General features: G+C 73.0%; 24 protein-coding genes. 12 read left to right on the plus strand and 12 right to left on the minus strand.

From position 1 onward, the window contains the following. The first annotated feature begins 20 nt into the window (after positions 1-20). From ACK8GG_RS06255 to ACK8GG_RS06270, 4 genes are all read left to right on the plus strand, one after another. Positions 21-854: an ABC transporter ATP-binding protein gene (locus ACK8GG_RS06255; RefSeq protein ID WP_440352973.1), complete on the plus strand. Its 834-nt coding sequence runs from the start codon at positions 21-23 to the stop codon at positions 852-854. Next, positions 851-2,899, plus strand: coding sequence for a penicillin acylase family protein (locus ACK8GG_RS06260; protein WP_440355796.1), 2,049 nt, complete (start codon positions 851-853; stop codon positions 2,897-2,899). The genes ACK8GG_RS06255 and ACK8GG_RS06260 overlap by 4 nt, the downstream gene beginning before the upstream one ends. Next, complete coding sequence (locus ACK8GG_RS06265; RefSeq protein ID WP_440352971.1) at positions 2,889-3,470, plus strand: GNAT family N-acetyltransferase; 582 nt, start codon at positions 2,889-2,891, stop codon at positions 3,468-3,470. The genes ACK8GG_RS06260 and ACK8GG_RS06265 overlap by 11 nt, the downstream gene beginning before the upstream one ends. Positions 3,471-3,558: 88 nt before the next feature. Beyond that, positions 3,559-4,062 carry an NUDIX domain-containing protein gene (locus ACK8GG_RS06270; protein WP_440352970.1) on the plus strand — a complete coding sequence of 168 codons (504 nt, stop codon included), beginning with the start codon at positions 3,559-3,561 and terminating at the stop codon, positions 4,060-4,062. 113 nt (positions 4,063-4,175) lie between these two features. Here the strand turns inward: ACK8GG_RS06270 and ACK8GG_RS06275 are convergent, their stop codons facing one another. The 6 genes from ACK8GG_RS06275 to ACK8GG_RS06300 all read right to left on the minus strand — a co-directional run bounded on the left by ACK8GG_RS06275 (position 4,176) and on the right by ACK8GG_RS06300 (position 9,289). Then, the gene (locus ACK8GG_RS06275) at positions 4,176-4,574 is read right to left on the minus strand and encodes a hypothetical protein (RefSeq protein ID WP_440355797.1); all 399 of its coding nucleotides are present in this window, start codon (positions 4,572-4,574) and stop codon (positions 4,176-4,178) included. Next, positions 4,571-4,867 carry a hypothetical protein gene (locus tag ACK8GG_RS06280; RefSeq protein ID WP_440348770.1) on the minus strand — a complete coding sequence of 99 codons (297 nt, stop codon included), beginning with the start codon at positions 4,865-4,867 and terminating at the stop codon, positions 4,571-4,573. Before ACK8GG_RS06280 ends, ACK8GG_RS06275 begins: the two co-directional genes overlap by 4 nt. A 79-nt stretch (positions 4,868-4,946) precedes the next feature. Beyond that, on the minus strand, positions 4,947-5,450 hold the full coding sequence (locus ACK8GG_RS06285) for a flavin reductase family protein (RefSeq protein WP_440348771.1): 504 nt from the start codon (positions 5,448-5,450) through the stop codon (positions 4,947-4,949). A 153-nt stretch (positions 5,451-5,603) separates the two neighbouring features. Further along, on the minus strand, positions 5,604-6,404 hold the full coding sequence (locus tag ACK8GG_RS06290; RefSeq protein ID WP_440355798.1) for a DUF1707 SHOCT-like domain-containing protein: 801 nt from the start codon (positions 6,402-6,404) through the stop codon (positions 5,604-5,606). A gap of 162 nt (positions 6,405-6,566) precedes the next feature. After that, positions 6,567-8,009 (minus strand): S8 family peptidase, encoded by a 1,443-nt coding sequence (locus ACK8GG_RS06295; protein ID WP_440355799.1) that lies wholly within the window; start codon positions 8,007-8,009, stop codon positions 6,567-6,569. Between the two features lie 119 nt (positions 8,010-8,128). After that, positions 8,129-9,289, minus strand: a complete 1,161-nt coding sequence (locus ACK8GG_RS06300; RefSeq protein ID WP_440355800.1) for an LLM class flavin-dependent oxidoreductase — start codon at positions 9,287-9,289, stop codon at positions 8,129-8,131. 192 nt (positions 9,290-9,481) lie between these two features. Between ACK8GG_RS06300 and ACK8GG_RS06305 the strand changes: the two genes are divergently transcribed. The 5 genes from ACK8GG_RS06305 (at position 9,482) to ACK8GG_RS06325 (ending at position 15,127) form a co-directional block, all read left to right on the plus strand. After that, the gene (locus tag ACK8GG_RS06305) at positions 9,482-10,462 is read left to right on the plus strand and encodes an aliphatic sulfonate ABC transporter substrate-binding protein (RefSeq protein WP_440355801.1); all 981 of its coding nucleotides are present in this window, start codon (positions 9,482-9,484) and stop codon (positions 10,460-10,462) included. Then, positions 10,459-11,298, plus strand: a complete 840-nt coding sequence (locus ACK8GG_RS06310; RefSeq protein WP_440355802.1) for an ABC transporter permease — start codon at positions 10,459-10,461, stop codon at positions 11,296-11,298. The genes ACK8GG_RS06305 and ACK8GG_RS06310 overlap by 4 nt, the downstream gene beginning before the upstream one ends. After that, positions 11,271-11,999, plus strand: a complete 729-nt coding sequence (locus ACK8GG_RS06315; RefSeq protein WP_440355803.1) for an ABC transporter ATP-binding protein — start codon at positions 11,271-11,273, stop codon at positions 11,997-11,999. Before ACK8GG_RS06310 ends, ACK8GG_RS06315 begins: the two co-directional genes overlap by 28 nt. Before the next feature lie 187 nt (positions 12,000-12,186). Next, positions 12,187-13,689 (plus strand): SDR family NAD(P)-dependent oxidoreductase, encoded by a 1,503-nt coding sequence (locus ACK8GG_RS06320; protein ID WP_440353351.1) that lies wholly within the window; start codon positions 12,187-12,189, stop codon positions 13,687-13,689. Positions 13,690-13,921: 232 nt separating this feature from the next. Continuing rightward, a complete protein-coding gene (locus tag ACK8GG_RS06325) occupies positions 13,922-15,127 on the plus strand; it encodes an MFS transporter (RefSeq protein WP_440355804.1) in 1,206 nt (401 codons plus the stop codon). An 85-nt stretch (positions 15,128-15,212) separates the two neighbouring features. On the opposite strand, the gene ACK8GG_RS06330 is transcribed toward ACK8GG_RS06325, so the two are convergent. Genes ACK8GG_RS06330 through ACK8GG_RS06340 form a run of 3 tightly spaced genes read right to left on the minus strand, consistent with a single transcriptional unit; the run spans position 15,213 to position 17,486 of the window. Continuing rightward, positions 15,213-16,085 (minus strand): 5-oxoprolinase subunit C family protein, encoded by an 873-nt coding sequence (locus tag ACK8GG_RS06330; protein WP_440355805.1) that lies wholly within the window; start codon positions 16,083-16,085, stop codon positions 15,213-15,215. 19 nt (positions 16,086-16,104) lie between these two features. Beyond that, a complete protein-coding gene (gene pxpB, locus ACK8GG_RS06335; protein WP_440355806.1) occupies positions 16,105-16,740 on the minus strand; it encodes a 5-oxoprolinase subunit PxpB in 636 nt (211 codons plus the stop codon). Then, on the minus strand, positions 16,737-17,486 hold the full coding sequence (locus ACK8GG_RS06340) for a LamB/YcsF family protein (protein WP_440356081.1): 750 nt from the start codon (positions 17,484-17,486) through the stop codon (positions 16,737-16,739). The genes pxpB and ACK8GG_RS06340 overlap by 4 nt, the downstream gene beginning before the upstream one ends. Positions 17,487-17,895: 409 nt before the next feature. On the opposite strand from ACK8GG_RS06340, the gene smpB reads away from it, so the two are divergent. Further along, positions 17,896-18,417, plus strand: a complete 522-nt coding sequence (gene smpB / locus ACK8GG_RS06345) for an SsrA-binding protein SmpB (protein ID WP_440349219.1) — start codon at positions 17,896-17,898, stop codon at positions 18,415-18,417. A gap of 61 nt (positions 18,418-18,478) precedes the next feature. On the opposite strand, the gene ACK8GG_RS06350 is transcribed toward smpB, so the two are convergent. Both ACK8GG_RS06350 and ACK8GG_RS06355 read right to left on the minus strand, forming a co-directional pair. Then, on the minus strand, positions 18,479-19,471 hold the full coding sequence (locus tag ACK8GG_RS06350) for a serine hydrolase (protein ID WP_440355807.1): 993 nt from the start codon (positions 19,469-19,471) through the stop codon (positions 18,479-18,481). A gap of 93 nt (positions 19,472-19,564) precedes the next feature. Next, the gene (locus ACK8GG_RS06355) at positions 19,565-20,812 is read right to left on the minus strand and encodes a hypothetical protein (protein WP_440355808.1); all 1,248 of its coding nucleotides are present in this window, start codon (positions 20,810-20,812) and stop codon (positions 19,565-19,567) included. Positions 20,813-21,019: 207 nt separating this feature from the next. Between ACK8GG_RS06355 and ACK8GG_RS06360 the strand changes: the two genes are divergently transcribed. Continuing rightward, positions 21,020-22,519, plus strand: a complete 1,500-nt coding sequence (locus ACK8GG_RS06360; protein WP_440355809.1) for an NAD(P)/FAD-dependent oxidoreductase — start codon at positions 21,020-21,022, stop codon at positions 22,517-22,519. A gap of 81 nt (positions 22,520-22,600) precedes the next feature. Then, positions 22,601-23,113, plus strand: coding sequence for a hypothetical protein (locus ACK8GG_RS06365; protein WP_440355810.1), 513 nt, complete (start codon positions 22,601-22,603; stop codon positions 23,111-23,113). 6 nt (positions 23,114-23,119) lie between these two features. Here ACK8GG_RS06365 and ACK8GG_RS06370 read toward each other — a convergent pair whose 3' ends face one another. After that, complete coding sequence (locus ACK8GG_RS06370; RefSeq protein WP_440355811.1) at positions 23,120-24,253, minus strand: PucR family transcriptional regulator; 1,134 nt, start codon at positions 24,251-24,253, stop codon at positions 23,120-23,122. Positions 24,254-24,264 lie beyond the last annotated feature (11 nt).

Genomic DNA, 24,264 nt, shown 5'->3' on the forward strand with positions numbered 1-24,264 from the left:
GCGAGATGACGGAGTCCGGCGTGACACGGCTACGCGGTGAGGGCCTCACCCTCGCCTACGACCAGCGCACCATCACCCGCGATCTGGACGTCACCATCCCCGACAACTCCTTCACCGTCATCATCGGGCCCAATGCCTGCGGCAAGTCGACGCTGCTGCGCGCCCTGTCGCGGATGCTCAGGCCGTCGACCGGGACGGTGCTCCTCGACGGGGATGACATCCATCGCCGGCCGGCGAAGCAGGTCGCCCGGATCCTGGGGCTGCTCCCCCAGTCCTCGATCGCGCCCGACGGCATCACCGTCGCCGAGCTGGTGTCGCGGGGCCGCTACCCGCACCAGGGGCTGCTGCGGCAGTGGTCGCCCGACGACGAGCGGGTGGTCGCCGAGTCGATGCGGGCCACCGGCGTACAGGAGCTGGCCGACCGGCTCGTCGACGAGCTCTCCGGCGGGCAACGTCAGCGGGTCTGGATCGCGATGGCGCTGGCGCAGGAGACGCCCCTGCTGCTGCTCGACGAGCCCACCACCTATCTGGACATCGCCCACCAGATCGAGATCCTCGACCTCTGCGCCCACCTGCACGAGGAGCAGGGCCGCACGATGGTCGCGGTGCTGCACGACCTCAACCACGCCGCCCGCTACGCCACCCACCTGATCGCGATGCGCGACGGGGAGCTGGTCGCAGCCGGCCAGCCACGGGAGATCGTCACCGCCGAGCTGGTGGAACGGGTCTTCGGACTCCCCTGCCGGGTGATCGAGGACCCGGAGACCGGCGCACCGCTGGTGATTCCCGCGGCCCGGCGCCGCCGTCCCGGCGCCCCGGCGCTCGCCGCCGGCGCGCTGGCCTTCCCGGCATGAGCGGCCGGGTCTTCCGCGACGCGTGGGGCATCCCCCACCTGCGCGGCGACGACGAGCGGGAGCTGGCCTTCCTGCAGGGCCGTACCACGGCGACGGACCGGGCCTGGCAGCTGGAGTTCGAGCGGCACCGGGCGCAGGGCGCGACGGCGGCCTTCCTCGGCGCGGAGGCGCTCGGCTGGGACGTCTTCGCCCGGCGCGCACGGCTGGCCGACACCGCGCGCCGATGCCGGGACAACCTGGACGCCGACACCGCGGCCTGGGTGGACGCCTACGTGGAGGGAGTCAACGCCGGGCTGGCCGCCGGCGCCGCCCGCGCACCGGAGTTCGCTGCCACCGGCCTGACGCCGGGCCGCTGGGAGTCCTGGACCCCGCTGGCGGTCTGGCTGGCCCACCACATCCTCTTCGCCGGCTTCCCGGCGAAGCTCTGGCGCGAGGAGGTGGCCCGCCGCCTCGGCGCCGCGGCGACCGACCTCTTCGCGGCCGACGGGCCGGCCGGCTCGGGCAGCAACGGCTGGCTGATCCCGGGTCACCGCAGCGCCACCGGAGCCGCGCTGATCGCCGGCGACCCGCACCGCTACATCGAGAACCCCGGCGTCTACCAGCAGGTCCGGCTCGCCTGCCCGGCGTACGACGTGGTGGGGCTGGCCGTGCCGGGGGTGCCCGGCATCGCCCACTTCGGGCACGCCGGGCCGGTGGCGTGGGCGATCACCAACGCGATGGCCGACTACCAGGACCTCTTCCGGGAGCAGCTGCGCCGCGACGGCGCGACGGTACGGGCGCACGGCCCGCGCGGCTGGGAACCGGCGACGGCGCACCGGGAGACCGTCGAGGTCGCCGGCGGCGAACCGGTCGAGATCGAGGTGATCGAGACCGCCCGCGGACCGGTGATCATCGGCAGCCCGGACGAGGAGCCGGCGATCAGCCTGCGCTATCCGCCCCGGGTCCGCGCCGACCTCGGTTTCGCGGCGCTGCCGATGCTGCTGCGGGCCCGCAGCACCGCCGACGTCGACCGCGCGTTCGACCACTGGGCCGAGCCGGTCAACGTGGTGCTCGCCGCCGACGTGGCCGGCGGCCTGCTGCACCGGGTAGCGGGCGCGGTGCCGCTGCGGCACGAGGAGAACCGGCGGCGGGTGGTGCCCGCCGCCGATCCGGGTCACCAGTGGCGCGGATGGCACGCGCCGATGCCCCGGGCCGCAGTGGAGGACGTGACGGTGATGGCCAACGAGCGCGGGCTCGCCGCCGGGCTCGGTGTCGAGTTCGCGCCGCCGTACCGGGCCGACCGGATCCGGGAGCTGCTCGCCGGCGAACGGACGTGGTCCGCCGACCGGATGGCCCAGATCCACACCGACACCCTGCTCGGCGCGGCCACGCCGGTGCTGGCACTGCTGGCCGGTCTCGACGCGCTCAGCCCGGCGGCCGCGCGACTGCGGGACCGGTTGCTGAGCTGGGACCGGCGGATGGCGGCCGCCAGCCACGAGGCGGCCGCCTTCGCCGCCGTACGGTCGGCCCTGGTCCGGCGACTCGCCGCCGCGCCGAGTCTGGCCGTGCTCGCCGAACCCATGCCGTACCCGGCGGTCTTCGCCCCGTGGCTGGACCTGACCGGCCGGGTCGCCTTCGCCCTCGGCACCCTGCTCGGCGCGGAACTGCCCGGCGTCGACTGCGCCGCACTCGCGCGGGAGGCGCTGGAGGAGGTCGCCACCGCCGGGCCGACCGGGACCTGGGGTGACCGGCACCGGCTAGCGCCCTGGCAGGCACTGCCCGACCCGGACGGGCAGAACTGGCCGGGGCTCGCCGGTGACCACGACTGCGTGCTCGCCACCTCCAGCGTGCCGGGCATCACCGACCACTGCGCCCGCGGCCCGGCCGCCCGCTACGTCTGGGACCTCGCCGACCGGTCCCGCAGCCGCTGGATTGTCCCGCTCGGGGCCGACGGCGTACCCGGCGCCCCGCACGCCCGCGACCAGCTTCCCCTGTGGAGCAGCGGCGAGCTGATCCCGGTCACCACCGACTGGGCCGACCTCACCGAGGAGCGAGATGCCGACTGATGCCGCCCCGCCCACCGCCCGGCCGGACGTCCACACCCGCGAGCTGCCCGGCTTCGGCCTGATCCGGCTGCGGCCGGTGGACCCGGCCGGCGACGCCGACCTGCTCCACGGCTGGGTCACCCAGGAGCGGGCCCGCTTCTGGGGCATGGCCGACGCGAGCCGGGAACGGGTCCGGGAGATCTACGCACACCTGGACTCGCTGCCGACCCACCACGCGTACCTGATGCTCCGCGACGACGCGCCGGTGGCGCTCTTCCAGACGTACGAACCGGAGCACGACCCGATCGGCGAGTACTACGACGTGCGGCCGGGCGACTTCGGCATCCACCTGCTGATCGGGCCCCCGGCCGGGCCGCCGGTACCGGGTTTCACCGGCACGCTGCTGGAGGAGTTTCTCACCTTCGTGCTCGCCGACCCGGCCCGGCTGCGGATCGTGGCCGAGCCCGACGCCCGCAACGACAAGGTGCTCGCCCGGCTGCGCCGCGCCGGTTTCGTACCGGGCCCGCGGGTCGAACTGCCACACAAGCCGGCGCAGCTGCTCTTCCTGCCCCGCACCGCCCACCGCCGCTGACCCGCCGCGCCACTGCGCCCGCTTCCCGCGCCGCCCGCCCGGCGGCCGCCGGCGCTGCCCGGCCGGTTCACGGCGGTATCGTCGCCAGGTGATCCGCGCTCAGCACTCCCACTGTTCGTACTGCGGCTCGGCCTATCCCGGGACGCGGTGGCCGCGGCTCTGCCCGGGTTGCGGCGAGACGACCTGGCGCAATCCGCTGCCGGTCGCGGTGGCCGTGCTGCCGGTGCTGACAGCCCAGGGCCTGGGCGTGGTGGTGCAGCGCCGGGACATCGAACCGGCGCGCGGCCTGCTGTCGTTGCCCGGCGGATTCATCGAACACGGCGAGGACTGGCGCGCCGCCCTGGTCCGCGAACTGTGGGAGGAGACCGGGCTGCAGGCCGCAGCCGACACGGTGAACCTGATCGACGTGCGCAGCGCCCCCTCCGGCGGCACGATCATGATCTTCGGTGAGCTGCCGGCCCGCCGAGCCGAGGAGCTGCCCGTCTCCGCGCCGACGCCGGAGTCCACCGAGTGGCTGGTGGTCACCGAGCCGATCGAGCTGGCCTTCTCCACCCACAGCGAGGTGCTCGCCGCCTACCTCGCCCGGCACTGACATCCGCCCGTCGACATCGGCCGACGCGGGCTGCCGATGCCGGCATCGGTACAGCTCGCCACGGCCGTGCGGTCGGCGCCCCGCCCGGTTGCGGCCGGTGCGCGCAGGGCGGTTCAGTCGATGGGGATGACCGGCAGTCCGAAATCGCCGTACACGGCGGGGGTGGCCGTCAGCACGTGGCAGCCGTGGCGCATCGCGAGCTGCGCGGTGACCGCCCTGCCCGGCGCGCCGGTCAGCCGCAGCAGCCACTCGAGCTCCCGCGGGTCGTCCCCGGCCGAGCCGAGCAGCCGGCAGGCGGTTATCTCCGCGAGGCCGTAGAGGAGGGCCCGCTCGTCGGGCTCTTCAGCCCGGGCCGCAACCTCGGCGAGCGCGACGTCGGCCAGGCCGAAGCAGACGGCGCCGTCGTCGACCACCTCACCGATGACCTCCACCGCGCCCATGAGTCCTTGGACGTACGCGGTCACCGCGCTCGGGCAGAGCATGACGGCGACCCGGCTGCGACCCTCGCTCACCGCCGTGGGCCCGGCGGGTCACCGGCGGCGATGCGGCGCTGCAGCTCCGCGCGGGCCTGGGCGCTCTGCGCCGGCCCCGCAGCGGCGGCGTCGTCCAGCAGCCGCCGGGCGCGGGCCTTGCCCTCGGCGCTGGGCAGCGGCCGGCCGTGTGCGAGCTGCAGCTGCTCGAACTGCTCGCGGCGCATCATCGCGCGCGCGGCCTCGGTCAGCGCCCCGGAGGCCTTGCTCCGGCCCTTACCGGCGAGCCACTGCGCGACATCGTCCGGCACGGAGATCGAGATCTTCGCGGTCATACCATCTGAGGGTACTCGGTAGCACCGGCCCCCGCCAGGATGCACGGTCGGCCACCTGCGGCGGCCGGACCCGGGGTGGTCAGTCGTGGGTCAGCCCGGCGTACCGGCCCTGGTGATAGAGGAGCGGGCGCCCGCCCGGCTCCTGCTCCCCGAAGAGCGGCTCGGCGAGAACGACGACGTGGTCGCCGGCGGGCACCCGCGCGGTGACCCGGCAGACCATGCGCGCCACCGCCCCCTCCAGCAACGGCACTCCGTAGGGCCCGGGCTGTACCCGCCCGTACGCGGCAAAGCGGTCGATCCCGCTGGTGGCGAAGATGCCCGCCACCTCCTGCTGCCCCTCGTCGAGCAGGTGCACCGCGACGTGACCGGCGCGGGCCACCGCGGGCCAACTGGAGGAGCCCCGGTTCAGGCAGAACGACACCAGGGGTGGATGCAGCGACACCGATGTGAAGGAGGTCGCGGTGAATCCGGCCGGCGGCGCACCGGGGGCGGTGACCACGGTGACGGTCGCCGCCTGGTGCCGCAGCAGGGCCCGGAACGTGTCGGCCCGCATGGGTGCGACGAGGTCGGTTGCGACGGTCACGTCGCCTCCCCTCCTGACGGGAAACCAGCCTCCACAGCATCCAACCCACTATTCCTACTCGTCAAGTAGGTTTTATGAGGTGGGACGGCGCCTGCGCTTGACAGCAGCGGGCGGCCCCGTCCGACGAGGCTTCGGGCGAGCTGCCCGCCGCCATCAATCCGGCTCGCGCCGATTGTGCTCCCAGTGCGCCCGATCGTCTTCCCGGTTGCGCTCCACCTGCTCGCGCTCCCGTTGCCGTCCGCGCTCCAGCCGTTCGCGTTTACGCTCCAGCCGCTCGAGCTCGCGTTCCCGCTTACGCTCGAGCCTGCGCTGCCGGATCACCTCGTCGGAAGGTTTGCGCTCCACCGAGACACCGCCCCAGAAGGCCAGCCCGGCGACGACGACCGTCGGCCCGCCGGCGGCAGAGGCGGCACTGGAGCGTGGTCCGTCGAAGCCACCCATCACGCCGATGCCGGAGACGTCCACGTGCGCGTGCTCCGGCACGATGATCTCGATGCCACCCATCACCGCGTACGCGTTGATCCTGACGTGCCCGGCGGTGAAGTCGGCCTCGCGCAGGTCGATGAGGCCGCCGCCCCAGAGGGCGACAGCGTTGAAGGTCGAACCGACCGCCCAGCGCCCCTTCCGTTCGAAGCCGCTCATCACGGCGACGGCGGTCGTCGACGCCTGCAGGCCGCCCCGGTCCACCGCACTGTCGAGGGCGCCCGGCTCCCCGGCCACCGCCGGCCGCACCGCCGGCACCGGCACCGCGCCGGCCACCGGCAGGTCCGCGACCAGGGGCTCCAGTTCGCCGTAGGTGCGGGCCGCGTACGCCTGCCCGATCCGCTCGTCGAGCTCACTGAGGTCGAGGCGCCCCTCGGCGACCGCTTCCCGCAGGATCTCGACGATCCGCTCCCGGTCCGAATCTGCGGCGCGCATCCGCCGGGGGTCCACCGGCCCTGCCAGGTCGCTCATTCCCCGAGCCTAAGGCATGAGCCAGATGGGACGGGAAACCGACCGCGCCCGGCGGCGAAGCGGCAGCAGAACCCCTCCCCGACCCACATCGCGCGCGGACGCCGGAAGCGACGGACCCGCCCGGCACAGAGGCCGGACGGGTCCGCGTGATGCGTGGAGGGTCTACTTCACCGCGTTGTAGGCGTTGACCTCACCGTGGCCGTAGAAGCCGTTGACCTTGCCGCCGTAGCAGTTCGCCTCGTACCCGCTGAGCAGCGGGACGGGGTTGTAGACGCCGGCCGGGCAGGCCAGCGGCTCGGCGGTGCGCTGCATGAAGGACTTCAGCGCGCCCGGCTGCAGGCCCGGGTGGGCCGACAGGGCCAGCGCCGCGACACCGGCCGCGTGCGGGCTCGACATCGAGGTGCCCTGCTTGTAACCCCAGCCGTTGGTGCGGGTGCTGGTGTTGAAGGTGGTCGACAGGATGCCGTCGGTGGAGGTCGAGCGCGCACCCTCGGTACGGAAGCGGGTGTCGCCACCCGGCGCCGTCACCTCGACGACTCCCTGGCCGTACGACGAGTAGTAGCTCTTCTGCCGCGTCGGGCCGGTGGCCCCCACGGTGACCACGCCGGGGGCTTCGGCCGGCAGCACCAGGCAGGCGTTGGTGATCTCGCCGTCGCTGTCGTTGTTCTTGTGCTGCAGGTCGACGTTCGAGTTGCCCGCCGAGGCGAAGTGGAGCACACCGCCGTTGGCGGAGTAGCGGATGGCGCGCTGCACGGCCTGCCAGACCGCCCGCTGCTCCGGGTTGTTGCGGCAGTTGAACTGCCACGGGTCGATGTAGTAGCTGTTGTTGGTGATCTGGATGCCGGTCTCGGCGGCCCAGAGGAAGGCACAGACGGCTGCCTCCGGGTAGATCATGCCCTCGTCGTCGACGACCTTGACCGCGGCGACCTTGACACCCGGGGCGACACCGGTCACGCCGACGCCGTTGATGGCGGCGGCGATGGTGCCGGCCACGTGCGTGCCGTGGTCGGAGGTGGTCGGGTTCCAGGCGGCCTCGGCGGTGTCCCGCACGCCGTTGAGGCAGGAGACACTGCGCGACTTGTCGATCTGGGTCGCCAGGTCGGGGTGGCTGCTGGAGATGCCGCTGTCCAGCACACCGACGACGACGTCGGCGCTGCCGGTGGTCACCTGGTGCGCCTGCGGGACGTCGATCTGGTCCATGTCCCACTGCTGGGCGTACATCGGCTCGGCCGTCGGGTCACCGGCGGCCTGCGCCAGCGCGGCGGCGTCGACCTCGACGGTCTCGCCCTCGTCGAGCTGCGCGCCCAGGCCCTCGGTGGAGGCGACCGACTGCACGCCGCCGCCCTTGACCTGGATCGAGAAGGACGGGTTGGTCGAGCGGACGACGAGCACGCCGATCTGGCCGTAGTCGGCGACGACTGTGCCGTTGGCGGCGGCCACGCGCTTGGCGGCCTGGTTCGTCGAGTTGCCCGGCGCGAGGACCAGGTACGTGGTGTCGGGACCGGCGGCGGCAGCCGGCACGGCGAAGCCGGCCGTCACGGCCATCCCGGCGAAGAGTGCCGCGGCCGAGGTCGCGGCGAACGCCTTGTGGCGAAGGGACTTCACTCAGTTCTCCCATCGAAAGGTGCTGCTGTCCTGCTACCGGGAAATCCCGGTCACCGGCAACCTATGACTTGTCTCGACACGAGACAACGGTTCCCTACCCGATTGCAGGAGGGCGCGAGTCAGCGGCGGGGCGCAAGGTCGGCGGCGAACGGCACGACCGGCTGACCGGTCGTCTGGTCGCCGGCGGGGTGCTTCCAGAGGCCGCGCTGCTGCAGGATCGGCAGCACGCCCTCGCCGAACCAGTACGCCTCCTCCAGGTGCGGGTGTCCGGAGAGGATGAACTCGTCGATGCCGAGGGCGTGGTACTCGGCGATGCGGTCGGCGATCTCGGTGTGGCTGCCCACCAGCGCCGTGCCCGCCCCGCCCCGGACCAGGCCGACGCCGGCCCAGAGGTTCGGGGAGACCTCGAGCCCGTCACGCGAGCCGCCGTGCAGCTCCAGCATCCGCCGCTGCCCCTCGGACTCGCTGCGGCGCAGCCCCTCCTGCACGGAACGGATCTGTGCCTCGTCGATCCGTTCGATCAGCCGGTGTGCCTGCGCCCAGGCCTGCTCGGCGGTGTCGCGGGTGATGACGTGCAGCCGGATGCCGAAGCGCAACTGCCGGCCCGTCTCGGCGGCGAGACCACGGATCCAGTCGATCTTCTTGGCGACCTGCGCCGGCGGTTCGCCCCAGGTCAGGTAGACGTCGCTGTGCCGGACGGCCACCGGACCGGCCGCCGCCGACGACCCACCGAAGTAGATCGGCACCGACTCCTGCAACGGCTGCGCCAGCCGGGCGCCCTCGACCCGCACGTGCGCGCCGTGGTGGTCGACGGTCTCGCCCCGCCACAGGCTGCGCACCACATCGAGGAACTCGTCGGCGCGGGCGTACCGGGCGTCCTTGTCGAGGAAATCGCCGTACGCGCGCTGCTCCTGCGATTCACCGCCGGTGACCACATTGAGCAGCAGCCGTCCGCGCGAGAGCCGCTGGAAGGTCGAGGCCATCTGCGCGGCCAGCGTCGGTGAGGTGAGCCCAGGGCGGAAGGCGACGAGGAACTTCAGCCGCTCGGTCACCTCGCTGAGCATCGCGGTGGTCAGCCAGGCGTCCTCGCACCAGGCCCCGGTCGGGGTGAGCGCACCGACGAAGCCGAGCTGCTCCGCACTGCGGGCGATCTGGCCGAGATAGGCGATGCTCGGTGGCCGGGCGCCACCGGCGGCGCCGACCGCCACCCCGTGTCCACCCCCGACGATGTCGCGGCTGTCGCCGTAGGTCGGCAGAAACCAGTGGAAGGTCAGGGGCATCAAGGTCTCCTCGGTGAGCGGCGCTGGGGGTTGCGCCGGTGGTCGGCCGGGCTGCACGGCACCGCCGGTTCCTAGGAATTGGAATTGCGGCGCGGGCCATCTCCATAAAACCTACCTGATTAGTAGGCTTACTCGGGTCAGCCCTCCCCCGGCCCCGACCGGCCCGGGGGCACCGATCGACGAGGAGTCGACATGTCCCGCTCGTTCCCGAGCCGTCCCGCCCGCTGGCGCCACCTGGCGACCGCGGCGCTGGCTGCCCTCTCCCTGCTCGCGGTCGGCAGCATCACGGCCTGCGGCGACGACACCGGCACCGGTGGCAGTGACGGAAAGCTGCGCATCGGCTACCAGCGCTTCGGGGGCCTCAGTCTGGTCAAGGCCCGCGAGCTGGCCCCGGACGCCGAGTGGTCGCTCTTCGAGAGCGGAACCGCGGTGACCGAGGCACTCAAGGCCGGCGCCATCGACATCGGACAGACCGGCGAGGCGCCGCCGATCTTCGCCGCCGCGGGGAAGGTGCCGTTCTCGATCATCGGCACCTCCGAGCCACTGCCCGAGGGGGAGGCGGTGCTGGTCAAGGAGAGCAGCGGCTTCACCAGCTTCGCTGACCTCAAGGGCAAGAAGGTCGCGCTCAACAAGGGCTCGAACGTCCACTGGCTGCTGGTGCGGCTGCTGGAGAAGCACGACATGACCATCGACGACCTGGACGTCTCCTACCTCAAGCCCACCGAGGGCAGACCGGCCTTCGACAACGACCAGGTCGACGCCTGGATCATCTGGGACCCGTACTTCGCCCTCGCCGAGCAGGAGGGGGTCAAGGTCCTCGCCGACGCCACCGGCCTGGCCAACAACCGTGAGTACATCCTGGCCAACCCGGACGCGCTGGAGCACAGGACCGACCTGATCCGTGGCTTCCTCACCACCTACGACGAGGTGACCGAGTGGGGCATCGCCAATCCGCAGGAACGGGCGAAGATCCTCGCGCCGGAGTTGAAGATGTCGCAGGAGACCACCACCCGGGCCCTGGCCCGCGCCGCCAAGCCCCTCGCGCCGGTCACCCCCGCCGTCGGCGACGAGATCCAGGCGATCGCCGACAGCTTCGCCGGTCTCGGCCTGATCCCGGGCGAGGTGGACATCAAGGGCCGCATCGACGACCGGTTCAACGAGGTCTTCGAGTGAGCCGGGCCGTACTCGTCGAGGCGCCGCAGCCGACGGCTGCGGCGCCGGCCGCCGCCGAGGAGACGCCGGCGCAGCGCCCGTCCCGGCGCTGGCGCCGGGCCGTCAGCCCCGTCGTGCTGGTGGTCGCCTGGGAGGCGGCCACCCGCACCGGCCTGCTCCCGGCGGAGAAGCTGCCCGCGCCGGCCGACGTGGTGGCGGCCGGGTGGCGTCTGACCCAGGAGGGCACGCTCGGTGTGCACCTGGCCGACTCGGTCACCCGCGCCGCCATCGGCATGCTCATCGGCGGCGCGCTGGCCCTGGCACTCGGTGCCGCGGCCGGGCTGCTACGCCTCGGCGACGACCTGGTCGACCCGCCGGTGCAGATGGCCCGCATGCTGCCCCACCTCGGCCTGGTCCCGCTACTGATCATCTGGGTCGGCATCGGCGAGGAACTCAAGATCACCCTGGTGGCGCTCGGGGCGTTCTTCCCGATCTACTTCAACACCTACGCCGGGATCCGCGACATCGACGAACGGCTGGTGGAAGCGGCACGCACCTGCGGGCTCGGCGCCGCCGCCCGGCTGCGGCACGTGATCCTCCCCGGCGCGCTCCCCTCGCTCTTTCTCGGGCTGCGCCTGGCCATCGGGGCGGCCTGGCTGAGCCTCGTCGTCGGCGAGCAGGTCAACGCCCAGACCGGCATCGGGTTCCTGATGATGGAGGCCCGCGACTTCAGCCAGACCGACGTCGTGCTCCTCGGCTTGCTGATCTACGCGCTGCTCGGCCTCGCCTCCGACCTGGGCCTGCGGATCGTGGAGAGGAGAGTGCTGACGTGGCGACGCGGACTGCGGGCGACCTGACCGGCGCCGTGCTGACGGCCCGGGGCGTACGCCGCTGCTTCGGTGCCGCCGTGGTGCTCGCCGAGGTGGATCTGACCATCGCGCCGGGTGAGGTAGTGGCGCTGCTCGGCGGCAGTGGCTCCGGCAAGAGCACCCTGCTGCGCGTCCTGGCCGGGCTCGACGCCGAGGCCGGCGGCGAGATCGCCGTCGGCGGCACGATGGCCGTGGTCTTCCAGGAGCACCGGCTGCTGCCGTGGAAACGGGTCGCCGACAACATCGCCCTCGGGCTCTCCGGCCCGGACGTCGCCGACCGGGTCCGGCGGGCGCTGGCCGAAGTGGGGCTCCCCGAGCGGCACCGGGCCTGGCCCGGTGAGCTCTCCGGCGGGCAGGCACAGCGGGTGGCAGTGGCGCGCGCGCTGGTCCGCAACCCGGACCTGCTCCTGCTCGACGAGCCGTTCGGCGCGCTGGACGCGCTCACCCGGCTCAAGATGCAGCAGCTGCTGCGGCGGCTGCGCGCCGAGCACGGCTTCGCCGCCCTGCTTGTCACCCACGACGTCGACGAGGCGGTGCTGCTCGCCGACCGCATCCTCGTCCTCGAAGAGGGCGTCATCGCCGAGGAGATCGAGGTGGACCTCGGGCCGGCCCGGCCGGCCGAGGACCCGGCCTTCGGCGCGCTGCGACGGCGGCTGCTCGACCGGCTCGGCGTACCCGCGACGACCTGACCGACCAGCGGGTGCCGGCCGTCGGGGGCGCGAAGCGTTCGCTGGTCCGGTTCCGCCGCCGGTGGGCGGAACCGGACCAGCGGCCAATGCGCCGGACTTGGCCGTGGCGTGCCGGGTGCGTACAGTGCCGGGGCGGATCGGGCCGGACCGGTCGGTGCGGTGAGCAGGGACGAGGCAGTCGGTGGGCATGGAGCACGTGGACGAACGGGACAACTGGACCGAGCAGGACAACGGGACCGAGCGGGACAACGGGACCGAACCGGCCGGGGTCGACCCGGAGCAACTGCGCATCTGCCTCGATGTGTTCGAGACGCTGGAGACGCTGCCACCCGAGCACCCAGACGTCGTCGCCGTCCAGCGCGCCACGGCCCGGCTCTACAAGACGGTCAAGCAGCTGCGCCGTCAGCAGCGGCGCGACACGCTGCTCGCCGCCGACCGGGCGGTGACCGCCGCCACCGCCACCGGCGCACCGGACCGCATCGACGACGAGACCCAGGGCGTTCCGCTCGCCTCGCGCGCGGCGGGCGCCACCGCCGGCACCCTGCACAACCCGCGCGGCTGCTACATCTGCAAGCAGCGCTACCGCGAGGTGGACGCCTTCTACCACCAGCTCTGTCCGGCCTGCGCCACACTCAACCACGAACGCCGGGACGCGCGTACCGACCTGACGGGGCGGCGCGCGCTGCTCACCGGCGGACGCGCCAAGATCGGCATGTACATCGCGCTGCGGCTGCTGCGCGACGGCGCCCACACCACGATCACCACCCGCTTCCCCAACGACGCGGTGCGGCGCTTCACCGCCATGCCCGACAGCGGGCAGTGGCTGGACCGGCTGCGCATCGTCGGGATCGACCTGCGCGACCCTTCCCAGGTTGTCGCGCTGGCCGACTCGGTCAGCGCCCAGGGCCCCCTCGACATCCTGATCAACAACGCGGCGCAGACGGTACGCCGCTCCCCCGGCGCGTACGCGCACCTGGCCGCCGCCGAGAACGCGGCCCTGCCGGAGGGGCCGTTGCCGGAGGTTGTCACCTTCACCGGCATCGGCGCCGGCGCGGTCACGCCCGCCCTGCCCACGCAGCGCCGCGAAGCTCCGGCGATGACCCCGCACGCCCTCACCGCGCTGGCGCTGACCAGCGGCTCCGCCACGCCGGCGCGGATCGCCAACGACACCGCAATCGACGCCGGCGGCCTGGTACCCGACCTCGCCCCGGTCAACAGCTGGGTGCAGCGGGTCCACGAGGTCGACCCGGTCGAGCTGCTGGAAGTGCAACTCTGCAACGTGACCGCGCCGTTCGTGCTGGTCAGCCGCTTGCGACCGGCGATGGCCGCAGCGGCGGCCCGGCGCAAGTACATCGTGAACGTCTCCGCGATGGAGGGCGTGTTCAGCCGCGGTTACAAGGGCCCCGGCCACCCGCACACCAACATGGCCAAGGCCGCGCTGAACATGCTCACCCGCACCAGCGCCGAGGAGATGCTCACCGACGGCATCCTGATGACCAGCGTCGACACCGGCTGGATCACCGATGAGCGGCCGCACCCCACCAAGATGCGGCTCGCCGACGAGGGTTTCCACGCGCCGCTGGATCTCGTCGACGGCGCCGCCCGGGTCTACGACCCGATCGTGCGCGGTGAGGCCGGCGAGGATCTCTACGGCTGCTTCCTCAAGGACTACGCCCCCAGCGACTGGTGAGCGCGGCGCGGTCCAAAAGGGACTCGCGGCGCCGCGCCACGCCTGTCACACTGCGCTGACCATTCGCCGACACCCGGGAGTCCAGATGCGCCTCGACCTGGTCACGGTCCCCGCTTCGCCGCGAGCGCACGCCACGCGCTGACCGCCCGCCACCGTACGCCGGTGGCGCGGGCTCCTCGCCGCGGAGCGGTCCCACGACGACCGTTTCCCTCTCCTGGCTCGAGGAGCTGTTTTGCGTGCCCCCGTATCCGCGCGTCCCGGCGCGGACTTCACCCGACTCTGGACCGCATCGGCGGTCTCCAACGTCGGCGACGGCGTCGCCATGGCCGCCGGCCCGCTGCTGGTCGCCGCCGTCACCGACAACCCGGCGTACGTCGCCGGCGCCGTCTTCGTCCAGCAACTGTCCTGGTTGCTCTTCGCCCTGATCAGTGGCGCCTTCGTCGACCGGCTCGACCGGCGCCGCCTGGTCGTGATCGTCAATCTCCTGCGCGCCGCCGCCCTGGCCGCGCTGATGCTGACCGTGGCGACCGGAACCGTCACCGTGGCCGTCATCTACCTGGTGCTCTTCCTGCTCGGCACCGGGGAGACCCTCGCCGACACCGCCATGAGCGCTCTGCTGCCGGCCGTGGTGGCCCCCGAACGGCTACCGGCGGCCAACGCGCGGCTCTACGCGAGCTTCACCATCGGCAACCAGTTCGTCGCGAAACCGCTGGGTGCGTGGTTGTTCGTGGTCTCCGCCGCGGTCCCCTTCGGGCTCAACGCGCTCACGTTCGCCGCGGCCGCGGCACTGATCGCAGGCATCCGGTCCGGTGCCCCTGCGGCACCGGAAACGCAACGGTCCTCCGTGCGGGACGCGGTCGCGGCCGGCCTGCGGTGGCTGTGGCGGCATCGCCTGTTGCGGACGCTGGGGCTGAGCATGGGGGTGGGCAACATCGCGTTCGGGGCCGCGTTTGCGGTCTTCGTCCTCTACTGCCGGGACCGCCTCGGGCTCTCCGAAGTCGGCTACGGCTTCCTTCTGACGGCCTTCGCGGTCGGCGGCCTCGCCGGCACCACGGTCGCCACCCGCCTCACCCGTGCCGTCGGCAGCACGTGGCTGCTCCGCGCCGGTCTGGTCATCGAGATGGTCACCCACATCTCGCTCGCGCTCGCGACGAGTCCCGGGGTGGCCGCGGCGGTGCTGATCGTCTTCAGTGTGCACGCGATGGTCTGGGGCATCACCGTCACCTCGGTGCGGCAGCGGGCCGTGCCCGAGGAGTTGCGCGGCCGGGTGGGGAGCGTCTTCAGCCTGCTCGACCTCGGCGGGGCGGCGCTGGGCGCGCTCCTGGGCGGGCTGGTCGCCGCGCTCTGGGGTGTCACCGCCCCGTTCTGGGCCGCTGCGGCGGTGATGGCGGCGGTCGTCCTGTCGGCCTGGCGGCCACTGCGCGAAGCCGACGCATGACCTGCCGACCGACCTGCCGACCGACCTGCTCCCGCCCGGCGCGGGCCCGGTCGACCCGGCGTTGACCGCCCGGCCTGAACCGCCGTCAGGCGGGCCCGGGCCCGTTCCGCAAGCGCACCACGGTTCCAGGACGGGCCTGGGCCAGCAGGTCCAGGTCGTCGGGGTGCACCACACCGACGACCGGGTAGCCACCCAGGGTGGGGTGGTCGGCGAGGAAGACCAGCGGCTGCCCCGCCGGCGGCACCTGCACGGCACCGAGCACCACCGGCTCGCTGCGCAGCTCGGTGGTGATCCGGCGGGTCAGGCCCGGCCCTTCCAGCCGCACGCCCACCCGGTCGGACTGCCCGGACACCCGGTACCGCACCCGCAGCAGCGTCGCCAGGGCGTCCTCGGTGAACCAGTCCGCCCGCGGCCCCGGGTGGAGCCGCAGCCAGAGCTCGTCGGGGATGAGTGCGGTGGGGGCCACGTCCACGGGAGCCGGCACACCGGGGTCGTCGCCGAGCGGGACCCGGGTGCCGACCGCCAGCGGGTCCGGGCCGAGACCGGAGAGCAGGTCGGTGGAGCGGCTGCCGAGCACCGGCGGCGGCGTGAGACCACCACCGACCGCCAGGTAGCTGCGCACACCGCGCTGCGCGGGGCCGATCTCGATCCGGGCCCCGACCGGCACCGCGACCGGCGCCGCCCACGGCACCGGACGGTCGTCCACGGTGACCGCCGCCCAGGCACCGGTGACTGCCACGGTCGCCGGCCGGCTCAGCCGTACCGCGATCCCGGTCAGGGTGGTCTCGACGGTCGCGGCGGTGGCCGGGTTGCCGACGAGCCGGTTGGCCAGCAGGTGCGCCGCCCGGTCCAGCGCGCCGGAGCGCGGCACCCCCAGGTGCGCCCAGCCGCGCCGCCCGAGATCCTGCACGGTGCTCAGCGCCCCCGGGTGCAGCACCCGCAGGTGTCCGCCGCTCACGCCGGCACCTCGACGAAGCTCACGCCGGCACCTCGACGAATCGGACCCGGGTGCCGGGAGTGAGCAGCGCCGGCGCTTCCCGGCCGGCGTCGAAGAGAAGCAGTTCGGTACGGCCGATCAGCTGCCAGCCCCCGGGCGAGCTGCGCGGATAGATTCCCGCGTACGCGCCGGCCAGGGCGACCGCACCGGCCGGCACCCGGGTCCGGGGCGTGTCCCGGCGTGGCAGGTGCAGCCGTTGCGGCAGGCCGGTGAGGTAGGCGAAGCCGGGCGCGAAGCCGCAGAAAGCCACCCGGTAGTCCACGGCAGTGTGCAGGCGTACCGCGGCCAGCTCGCTGACCCCCCAGCGACGGGCGATCTCGGTCAGATCCGCGCCGTCGTACCGCACCGGCACCTCGACCAGCGGGCCGTCCCCGTCCGCTCCGGCCGGGACGACCCAGGAACGGACGCGGACAGCCAGCCCGGCCGGATCGTCGACGCCGTCGACCAGGACGGTCACCTCGCCGCCGACAATGTCGTCGACCGGGCCGAGCTCACCCCGGTCGCGACGGCGCCGCAGCTCGGCGGCGAGCGCCCGGGCGTACGCCGGGGTGGGTGTCTCCAGCAGCAGGGCGCGCGGCCCGGCGGGGAGGGCGCGCAGTTCGCCGGCGGTGTTCATGCGAACGCGGTGAGGTGCAGGCCCGCCCCCTCCAGAGCGGCCCGCACCTGGCGGGCCAGGTCGACGGCGCCGGGGGTGTCGCCGTGCACGCAGACCGATCGGGCGCCCACCGTGACGGCGCTGCCGTCCGCTGCGGTGATCGGGGCGCCGGTGGCGAGCGCGACGCAGCGGCGGGCCACCTCGTCGGCGTCGGTGATCAGCGCACCGGGGGTGCCGCGTGGCGCGAGGGTGCCGTCGGCCCGGTAGCCGCGGTCGGCGAACGCCTCCGGTACGGCCCGCAGCCCCGCCGCCGTCGCCTGGCGCAGCAGCTGCGAGCCGGGCAGGCCGAGCAGCGGCAGCGCCCGGTCGTAGGCGGCCACGGCATCGACCACCGCCCGCGCCTGGGCCACGTCGTGGACAGCGCGGTTGTAGAGGGCCCCGTGCGGTTTGACGTAGCGGACCCGGCCGCCCGCGACGCGGGCCATCCCGTCCAGGGCGGCGATCTGGTAGATCACCTCGTCGCGCAGCTGGTCGGGCTCCATGTCGATGGCGCGGCGGCCGAACCCGGCCAGATCCCGGTAGCCGACCTGCGCGCCGATCACCACGTCACCGGCGACGGCTTCGGCGCAGACCCGCCGCATGATGCTCGGGTCGCCGGCGTGGAAGCCACAGGCGACGTTGGCGCTGGTGACCACCTTCAGCAGCGCCAGATCGTCGCCGAGCTGCCAGATGCCGAAGCCCTCACCCAGGTCGCTATTGAGATCGATCAGGACCGACATCAGCTCTCCTGTCGGCCGGTGCCGCACCGCGCTTCCATGGCCTGGAACCGTACGTCACTTTCGCGTCGCCGCCGGTTTCGGCCCCGCGCACCCGCCTCGTTGGGCAGCCTGAAGCAGGAGCCGACGGCGAAAGGAGTGCCATGCCGGTGTCACCGGTGCGTCACCGCCGTGTGCGGGTCGACGGTCTCTCGACGGCGGGCACTGGCTGCTGGAGACCCACCTGCCGCAGATGGCGCCGTTGATCCGGGATTTCCTCGACCGCACCCACAGCGGCACCGACCGTACCCGCAGCGGCAACGGATCGGCGGCGACGCCACCGCACCGTTGAGGTGCGCGCTGGCTGCGTCACGACCCAGCCGTCACAGAGGCCGGGCCGATCTGCGGAGGTCGTATCGTGATACCCGTCCGTCACCGCTCCGACTCTTCACCGGAGGTCGCCGCGTCCAGGGAAACCGGCCGCAAGGTCGTCGCCACCAACAAGAAGGCCCACCACGACTACACGATCCTCAAGACGTACGAGGCGGGGCTGGTCCTGGCCGGCACCGAGGTGAAGTCGCTGCGCGAGGGTCGGGTGTCGCTGGTCGACGCGTTCGCCCAGGAGCACGAGGGCGAGTTGATGCTGCACGGGCTGCACATCGCCGAGTACGGCTACGGCACCTGGACCAACCACGCCCCACGGCGCATCCGCAAGCTGCTGCTGCACCGGGTGGAGATCGACCGGATCCTGGTGAAGCTGCACGAGGGCGGGGTCACGCTGGTGCCGCTGTCGCTCTACTTCGCCGACGGCTGGGCGAAGGTGGAGCTCGGCCTGGCGCGTGGCAAGCGCTCCTACGACAAGCGTCAGACGCTGGCCGAGCGCGACGCCAACCGGGAGATCGCCCGGGAGCTGGGCCGGCGCCTCAAAGGCCGCACCCGCTGACCGGAGCGGCCGGACCAGCCGGATCCGACCCACGACCCCGGCTTGCCGGGCGGTTCGCCGGTCAGGCGCGGGCGAAGTCGTAGACGAGCCGGGCGGAGTCCTGCACGTACCGGTCGGCGCGGGCAGCGGAGCCGGCGAAGGACGTGGTGGTGCTCAGTGCCAGTTCCCGCCCGGAGAGCGTGATGACGCCGCAGTCGTGCGAGACGTCGGCGAGCTCGCCGGTCTTGTTCGCCAGGTGGCGACGGGGAACGACCGCGCCGTACTTGGTGTCGACGCGCTGGCCCCGCATCAGGTCGAGCACGAGGTCACTCGCGCCGCGGCCGAGGAGTGTGCCGTTCCAGATCGCCGCCAGCAGGGCGGTGACCGCGGCGGCGGCGATGTAGTTCTCCCGTTTCGGTGGCGCAGCCGGCTGGAGCATCTTCCGGCCCAGGTAGAGCTCGGCGAAGCCGGCCCCGCGCAGGTACGCGTTGACCGCGGCGAAGCCCCCGACCTGGTCGATCAGGACGTTCGTGGCGGTGTTGTCGCTGACCTGCACCATCAGCTCGGCGAGCTCGCGCAGGCTGATCCCGACCGGGAAACGGCGGTTGCGCAGGGTGCCCGAGCCGCCCACGATATTGGCGTCGCCCGCGGGGATGGTCACCTTCTTGTCCAGGGCGATGGCGCCGCGGTCGACCTGGTGCAGCAGGGCGGCCAGCAGGCCGACCTTGATGATGCTGGCGGCCTTCACCCGGGCCCCGGCCCCGGCGGTCAGCGACCCGCCGCCCCACCGCCCGCCGAGGTCGGTGACGGCGACGGACATGGTGATCCCGGCGCTCGCCGCCGCCGCGACCAGCGCTCCCAGATCGGTCGTCAGCCGCGCCCAGCCGTCCGCTGCGGCGGCCGAGGTGGGGCTCGTGACAGCGCTGGGCGTTGCCGAGGGTGCGGAGGAAGCGGAGGCGCCCGCCGTCGGGGAGGCGGTGCCCGGGGCGGACGCCCCGCCCGGCTCCCAGCTGGGTGTCGCGGGCTGCGGGCCACACGCGGTGGCGATCAGGGTTCCGGCGCCGAGAATCGGCACGCCGGTGAGGACTCTTCGCCTGGAAATGCTCCGCACCGCTCCCCCGCCGTCCGGCCGCAGACCTTCGACCCAGGACGATAGACGACCCCGGCCTCAGATGATGAAGTGCGTCCAGTAGGCCAGCCAGACCACGAAGAGACCGCCCTGCAGCAGTGCCATCGCCGCACTCAGCCAGACATCGGCGGTCCGGTCGCGCGTCCAGCGGGCCAGCACCAGAGCGACCGGGAAGACCGCCAGCAGATACCGCAGCAGGCTCTTGTAGACCGGCGGCCCCATCGACAACGGCACCGCCACCATGATCAGGGCGTAGACGAGGTACGGGAACCAGGCCCGGCGCAGCCCCGCGAGCACCACCACCAGCACCACCACGGCCAGCCACACCCGGGCGGCGTCGGCGGGCCGCCCGTTGCCCAACCCCTCGATCAGCACCGGCAGCGGGTTCTGCACCCGGATGCTCCAGCCCGCCTCCTGAGCCTTCTTGTAGGCGAACCAGTCGCCGCCCTTCCAGCGGCAGAACGCCATGAAGGTCAGCCAGCCGGCCGGGATCAGCAGCAGTGGCCAGCCGGTACGGACGTAGCGCCACAGTGAGCGCGGACCGAGCCGGTACCGGTGTTGCTGCAACAGCACCAGAGCCAACGGCACGGCGACGAGGAACCCGACCGAACGGCTCGTCCCGAGGAAGAAACCGATCACACCCACGAGCAGCCACCGCCGCCGCTCGGCGTAGTAGAAGCAGGCCAGGGTCAGGCAGAGGAAGAGCGACTCGGTCAGCGCGGCCTGGAAGAGGAAAGCCGTCGGCAGCAGCACCAGGTAGGTGGTGAAGCGCCGCGCCCCGCCGGCGTCACCGAGCAGCCGCTCGCCGAGCCGGTAGGCGTAGTAGAGCATTCCCAGGAAGGCGATGTTGCTGATCACCAGCAGCGCGATGGCGGTGTTTCCGCCGAGCACGACGGCCAGTGCCTTGCCGAGAAACGGATAGAGCAGCGGGAACGCGAAGCCCGTCCAGTCGCCGGTGAGCGAGGCCCGGGCGAGCCCGTCGTAGATGAACGAGTCCCAGGCGAACCACATGTTGACCGCCCGGTACGGAGAGATCTCCTGCTGCTGCCCCCACATCTGGGCGCGGTCCAGAGGCGGAATTCCCGGCACGGACCGCCCGGCGACGGTGGCGACCACCCCGGTGACTGTCAGGACGATCTTCGAACCCAGGAAGAGGCCGAGGACCAGGCCCCACGGGTGGAAGCGGTCAGCGAGCGCCGAGGCTCTGCGGCCGTAACGGCGTACGGGGCCGGGGCCGTCGCGGGTCGGCCGGTCCCGGTCGGTGGCGGCCTGCCCGCTGTCGGTCATCGTGATCCCCCGGACCCTGGGTCGGAACGACGGGATACCGCGATTCCTGTTCGCCAAACACCGCCGACGGCCTCCGGATGCGTCACCACCGGCGGGACTGCCGTCTGCGGTGCCGCGCCGATCAGCACGGACCGCGATTGCGACGTGAGAGCCGCGCCAGGACGGGTAAGCGCCGCCCGCACCGACCAGGCGGCGACAGGGAGCATCATGACGATCGGCCAGGAACCCGGCACTGTGATCATCGGAGCGGGCCCCGCCGGGCTGACCGCCGCCTACGAACTGCTCAGGCGGGACCGTCGGGCCCGGGTCTTCGAGGCCGACGACGTGATCGGCGGGATCAGCCGCACGGTGGAGCGGGACGGCTGGCGCTTCGACATCGGCGGTCACCGGTTCTTCACCAAGGTGCCGCGGGTGGAGGAATTCTGGCACGAGATCCTGCCGGACGAGGACTTCCTGCTGCGGCCGCGGATGAGCCGCATCTACTACCGGGGCGGGCTCTACGACTATCCGCTGCGCGCCGTCAACGCCCTGCGCAACCTGGGCCTGCTCGAGGCGGCCCGCTGCATGGGCTCGTACGCCCGGGCCCGGCTGCGCCCGCCGAAGGACCAGTCGCACTTCGAGGGCTGGGTCTCGGCCCGCTTCGGTTGGCGGCTGTACTCGATCTTCTTCAAGACGTACACCGAGAAGGTCTGGGGCATGCCGGCCGACCAGCTGCAGGCCGACTGGGCGGCGCAGCGGATCAAGAACCTGTCGCTGGCCAAGGCGGTGCTCAACGCCCTGCTGCCGCGGCGCAACAGCAAGGACGTCACCAGCCTCATCGAGGAGTTCCAGTACCCGAAGCTCGGCCCGGGGATGATGTGGGAACGCTGCACCGACCGGGTCCGCGACCTCGGCGGCGAGGTGACGCTGCGGCACCGGGTCAGCCGGGTGCACCGCGATCCGCAGCGGCGGCGGGCGACCGGGGTGACCGTCGACGACGGCAACGGCCCCCGCCGGGAACAGGCCGACCACATCGTCTCCTCCATGCCCATCTCGGAGCTGGTCCGGGTGATGGACCCGCCGGCGCCCCCGCCGGTACGCGCCGCCGCCGACGACCTGCGCTACCGCGACTTCCTCACCGTGGCCCTGGTGGTGCCCTCGGAGTTCTCCTTCCCGGACAACTGGATCTACGTACACGACCCCGGGGCGCGGGTGGGGCGGATCCAGAACTTCGGCTCCTGGTCGCCGTACCTGGTCAAGGACGGACACACCTGCCTGGGGCTGGAGTACTTCGTCTTCGAGAACGACGACATGTGGAACAGCTCCGACGCCGATCTGATCGCCCTGGCGACCGCGGAGCTGGAGCAGCTCGGCCTGGTGCGGCCGGGTTGCGTGGGGTCGGGGCACGTGGTGCGGATGCCGAAGGCGTACCCGGTCTACGACGAGCGCTACCAGCACAACGTCGAGGTGATCCGCGAGTGGCTCGCCGCCCAGGTCCCGAACGTGCACCCGGCGGGGCGCAACGGCATGCACCGGTACAACAACCAGGACCATTCGATGCTGACGGCCATGCTGGTGGCGGAGAACATCGCCGACGGCGCCGAGCACGACGTCTGGTCGGTCAACGTCGAGCAGGACTATCACGAACAGAGCCACGACAAGGGCGGCAACGGGCGCGGGGGCACCGGTCGCGACGCCCCGGTCGTGCCCGCCCGCAGCCGGGGGTGACCCGGCAGGGGGCCTCTCGCACCACTGTGGACAGGATCACGCACAATGTCGCTCGCCTGCCGAACGACACGAGGACCCTCGATGCCACAGCCGCAACCCCGCGCGGGTTCGTCCGTCTCCCTCAGCTTCCCGGCCCACCGGGTGGTGACGGCGCTGGCCGCCGTAAGCCTGGCCGTGGGCCTGGCCGGCTGCTCCGCGCCGAACCGCACCCGGACGTCCACCGAGTACAGCGACAGCCGCTACCAGCGGTCCGAGATCGGCGACTGCGACGCCGAGGACCGCCGCGACCAGGAGATGCCCGACTGCGGACGCCTGGTCAACGGCGTCTACCAGGAGTGGGACTGGGTGCGCGCCGGCCGGCTCACGCCGCCGACGGGCTGGTCGCCGCCGCGGCAGCAGCCGCCGGGCTACGTGCCGCCGCCCACGACCGGACGCAGTACGGGCGGATCTTCCACCGGCACGACGGGCGGATCGTCGACCGGCACTACCGCCGGTTCACCGGCGGGTGGTACCGGCAGTGACGCCGCCGGCTCGGGCAGGACCACGTCCGGTGGGACCCGTCCCGCGCCACGGCCCCGCACTGGACGCCGGTGACCGCGCTCAGCCCCCGCCCAGCCAGCCGCCACAGAGCCACCAGGCGTTCAGTCCGCCGACAGTGCCGGCCGGATCGATCCCGGTCACCTCGGTGAAGCGTTGCACCCGGTTGCGCACGGTGTTGGGGTGGACGAAGAGGCGCTGCCCGGCAAGCGCTGCGTCCCGGTCCGCCTCCAGCCAGGCGCGCACCGCGGTCGCGACCGGTCGCAGTTGAGCACCGAGCGCGGTACGCGCGGCGGCGTGCCGCTCCAGCAGCGCACCGGACAGGTCGGGCCGGTCGGCGATCGCGGCGAGGACGGCGACCTCCGCGATGTGGGTCAGCCCGCGGCGTCCGGTGAGTTCCGCCGCGGCCAGCGCCGCGATGGCCAGCCGCCGCAGCGCCGCGAGCCCGCCCGGCTCCCCTGGACCGGCGATCCCCACCGCCGTGTCCGCACCGATCAGCCCCGGGGCGGGCGGCCGGGCCGCCACGCCCACGAGGAACCCGCCGTCAAAGGAGAGCAGCATCGGCCGCTGGGCGCGCAGTGCCCGCTGCAACCTGCCGACGGCGGCGTCCTCGCCGGCGCGGGCGGTCAGCAGCCAGAGCCCGCCCCCGGCCGGCAGGCCCGCCTCCGCGGCGGCGAGCACCGCCGTGGAGCCCCCGGCGAGCAGCCGCCGCAGCAGGACGGCCTCCCGGTCGCCGGCCCGGGTGCCCTGGCTGAGCTTGACCGCGTGGTACTCGCTGATCAGCCGGGCGCGTACCGCCTCGGCCCAGTCCTCGTAGAGTTCCCGAACGTCCAGCAGCGCCGCCGGTGGGATCTCGCGGATCGCGGCGATCTCCCGTGCCCGGGACCAGATCACCCGGGAGGCGACGTGGATCGCCATCAGCACCGCCTCGATGGGCACGTCCTGCCGGGCCCGGGTGGCGGCGAGTTCGGCGACGAAGGCAAGCTCGGCGTCGGTGGGTCCGCGCCGGTCGGCCAGCGCCCTGGTCGCCGCGGCGAGCAGTCCCCGGGTGTGACCGGCGATATCGGCGGCGGGGAGCGCGGCGATCTCCCGCACATTCGTACGGGCGCTCGTGACCGCCGAGGAGAGCAGGTCCTCCTCGGTCATCACCTCTTCGATCAGGTTGATCACGGCGGTCCAGTCGGCACTGCTCGGCATGGCCTGAATTG

Source organism: Melissospora conviva, from assembly GCF_049523535.1.
In the GTDB taxonomy this organism is placed as follows: domain Bacteria; phylum Actinomycetota; class Actinomycetes; order Mycobacteriales; family Micromonosporaceae; genus Melissospora; species Melissospora conviva.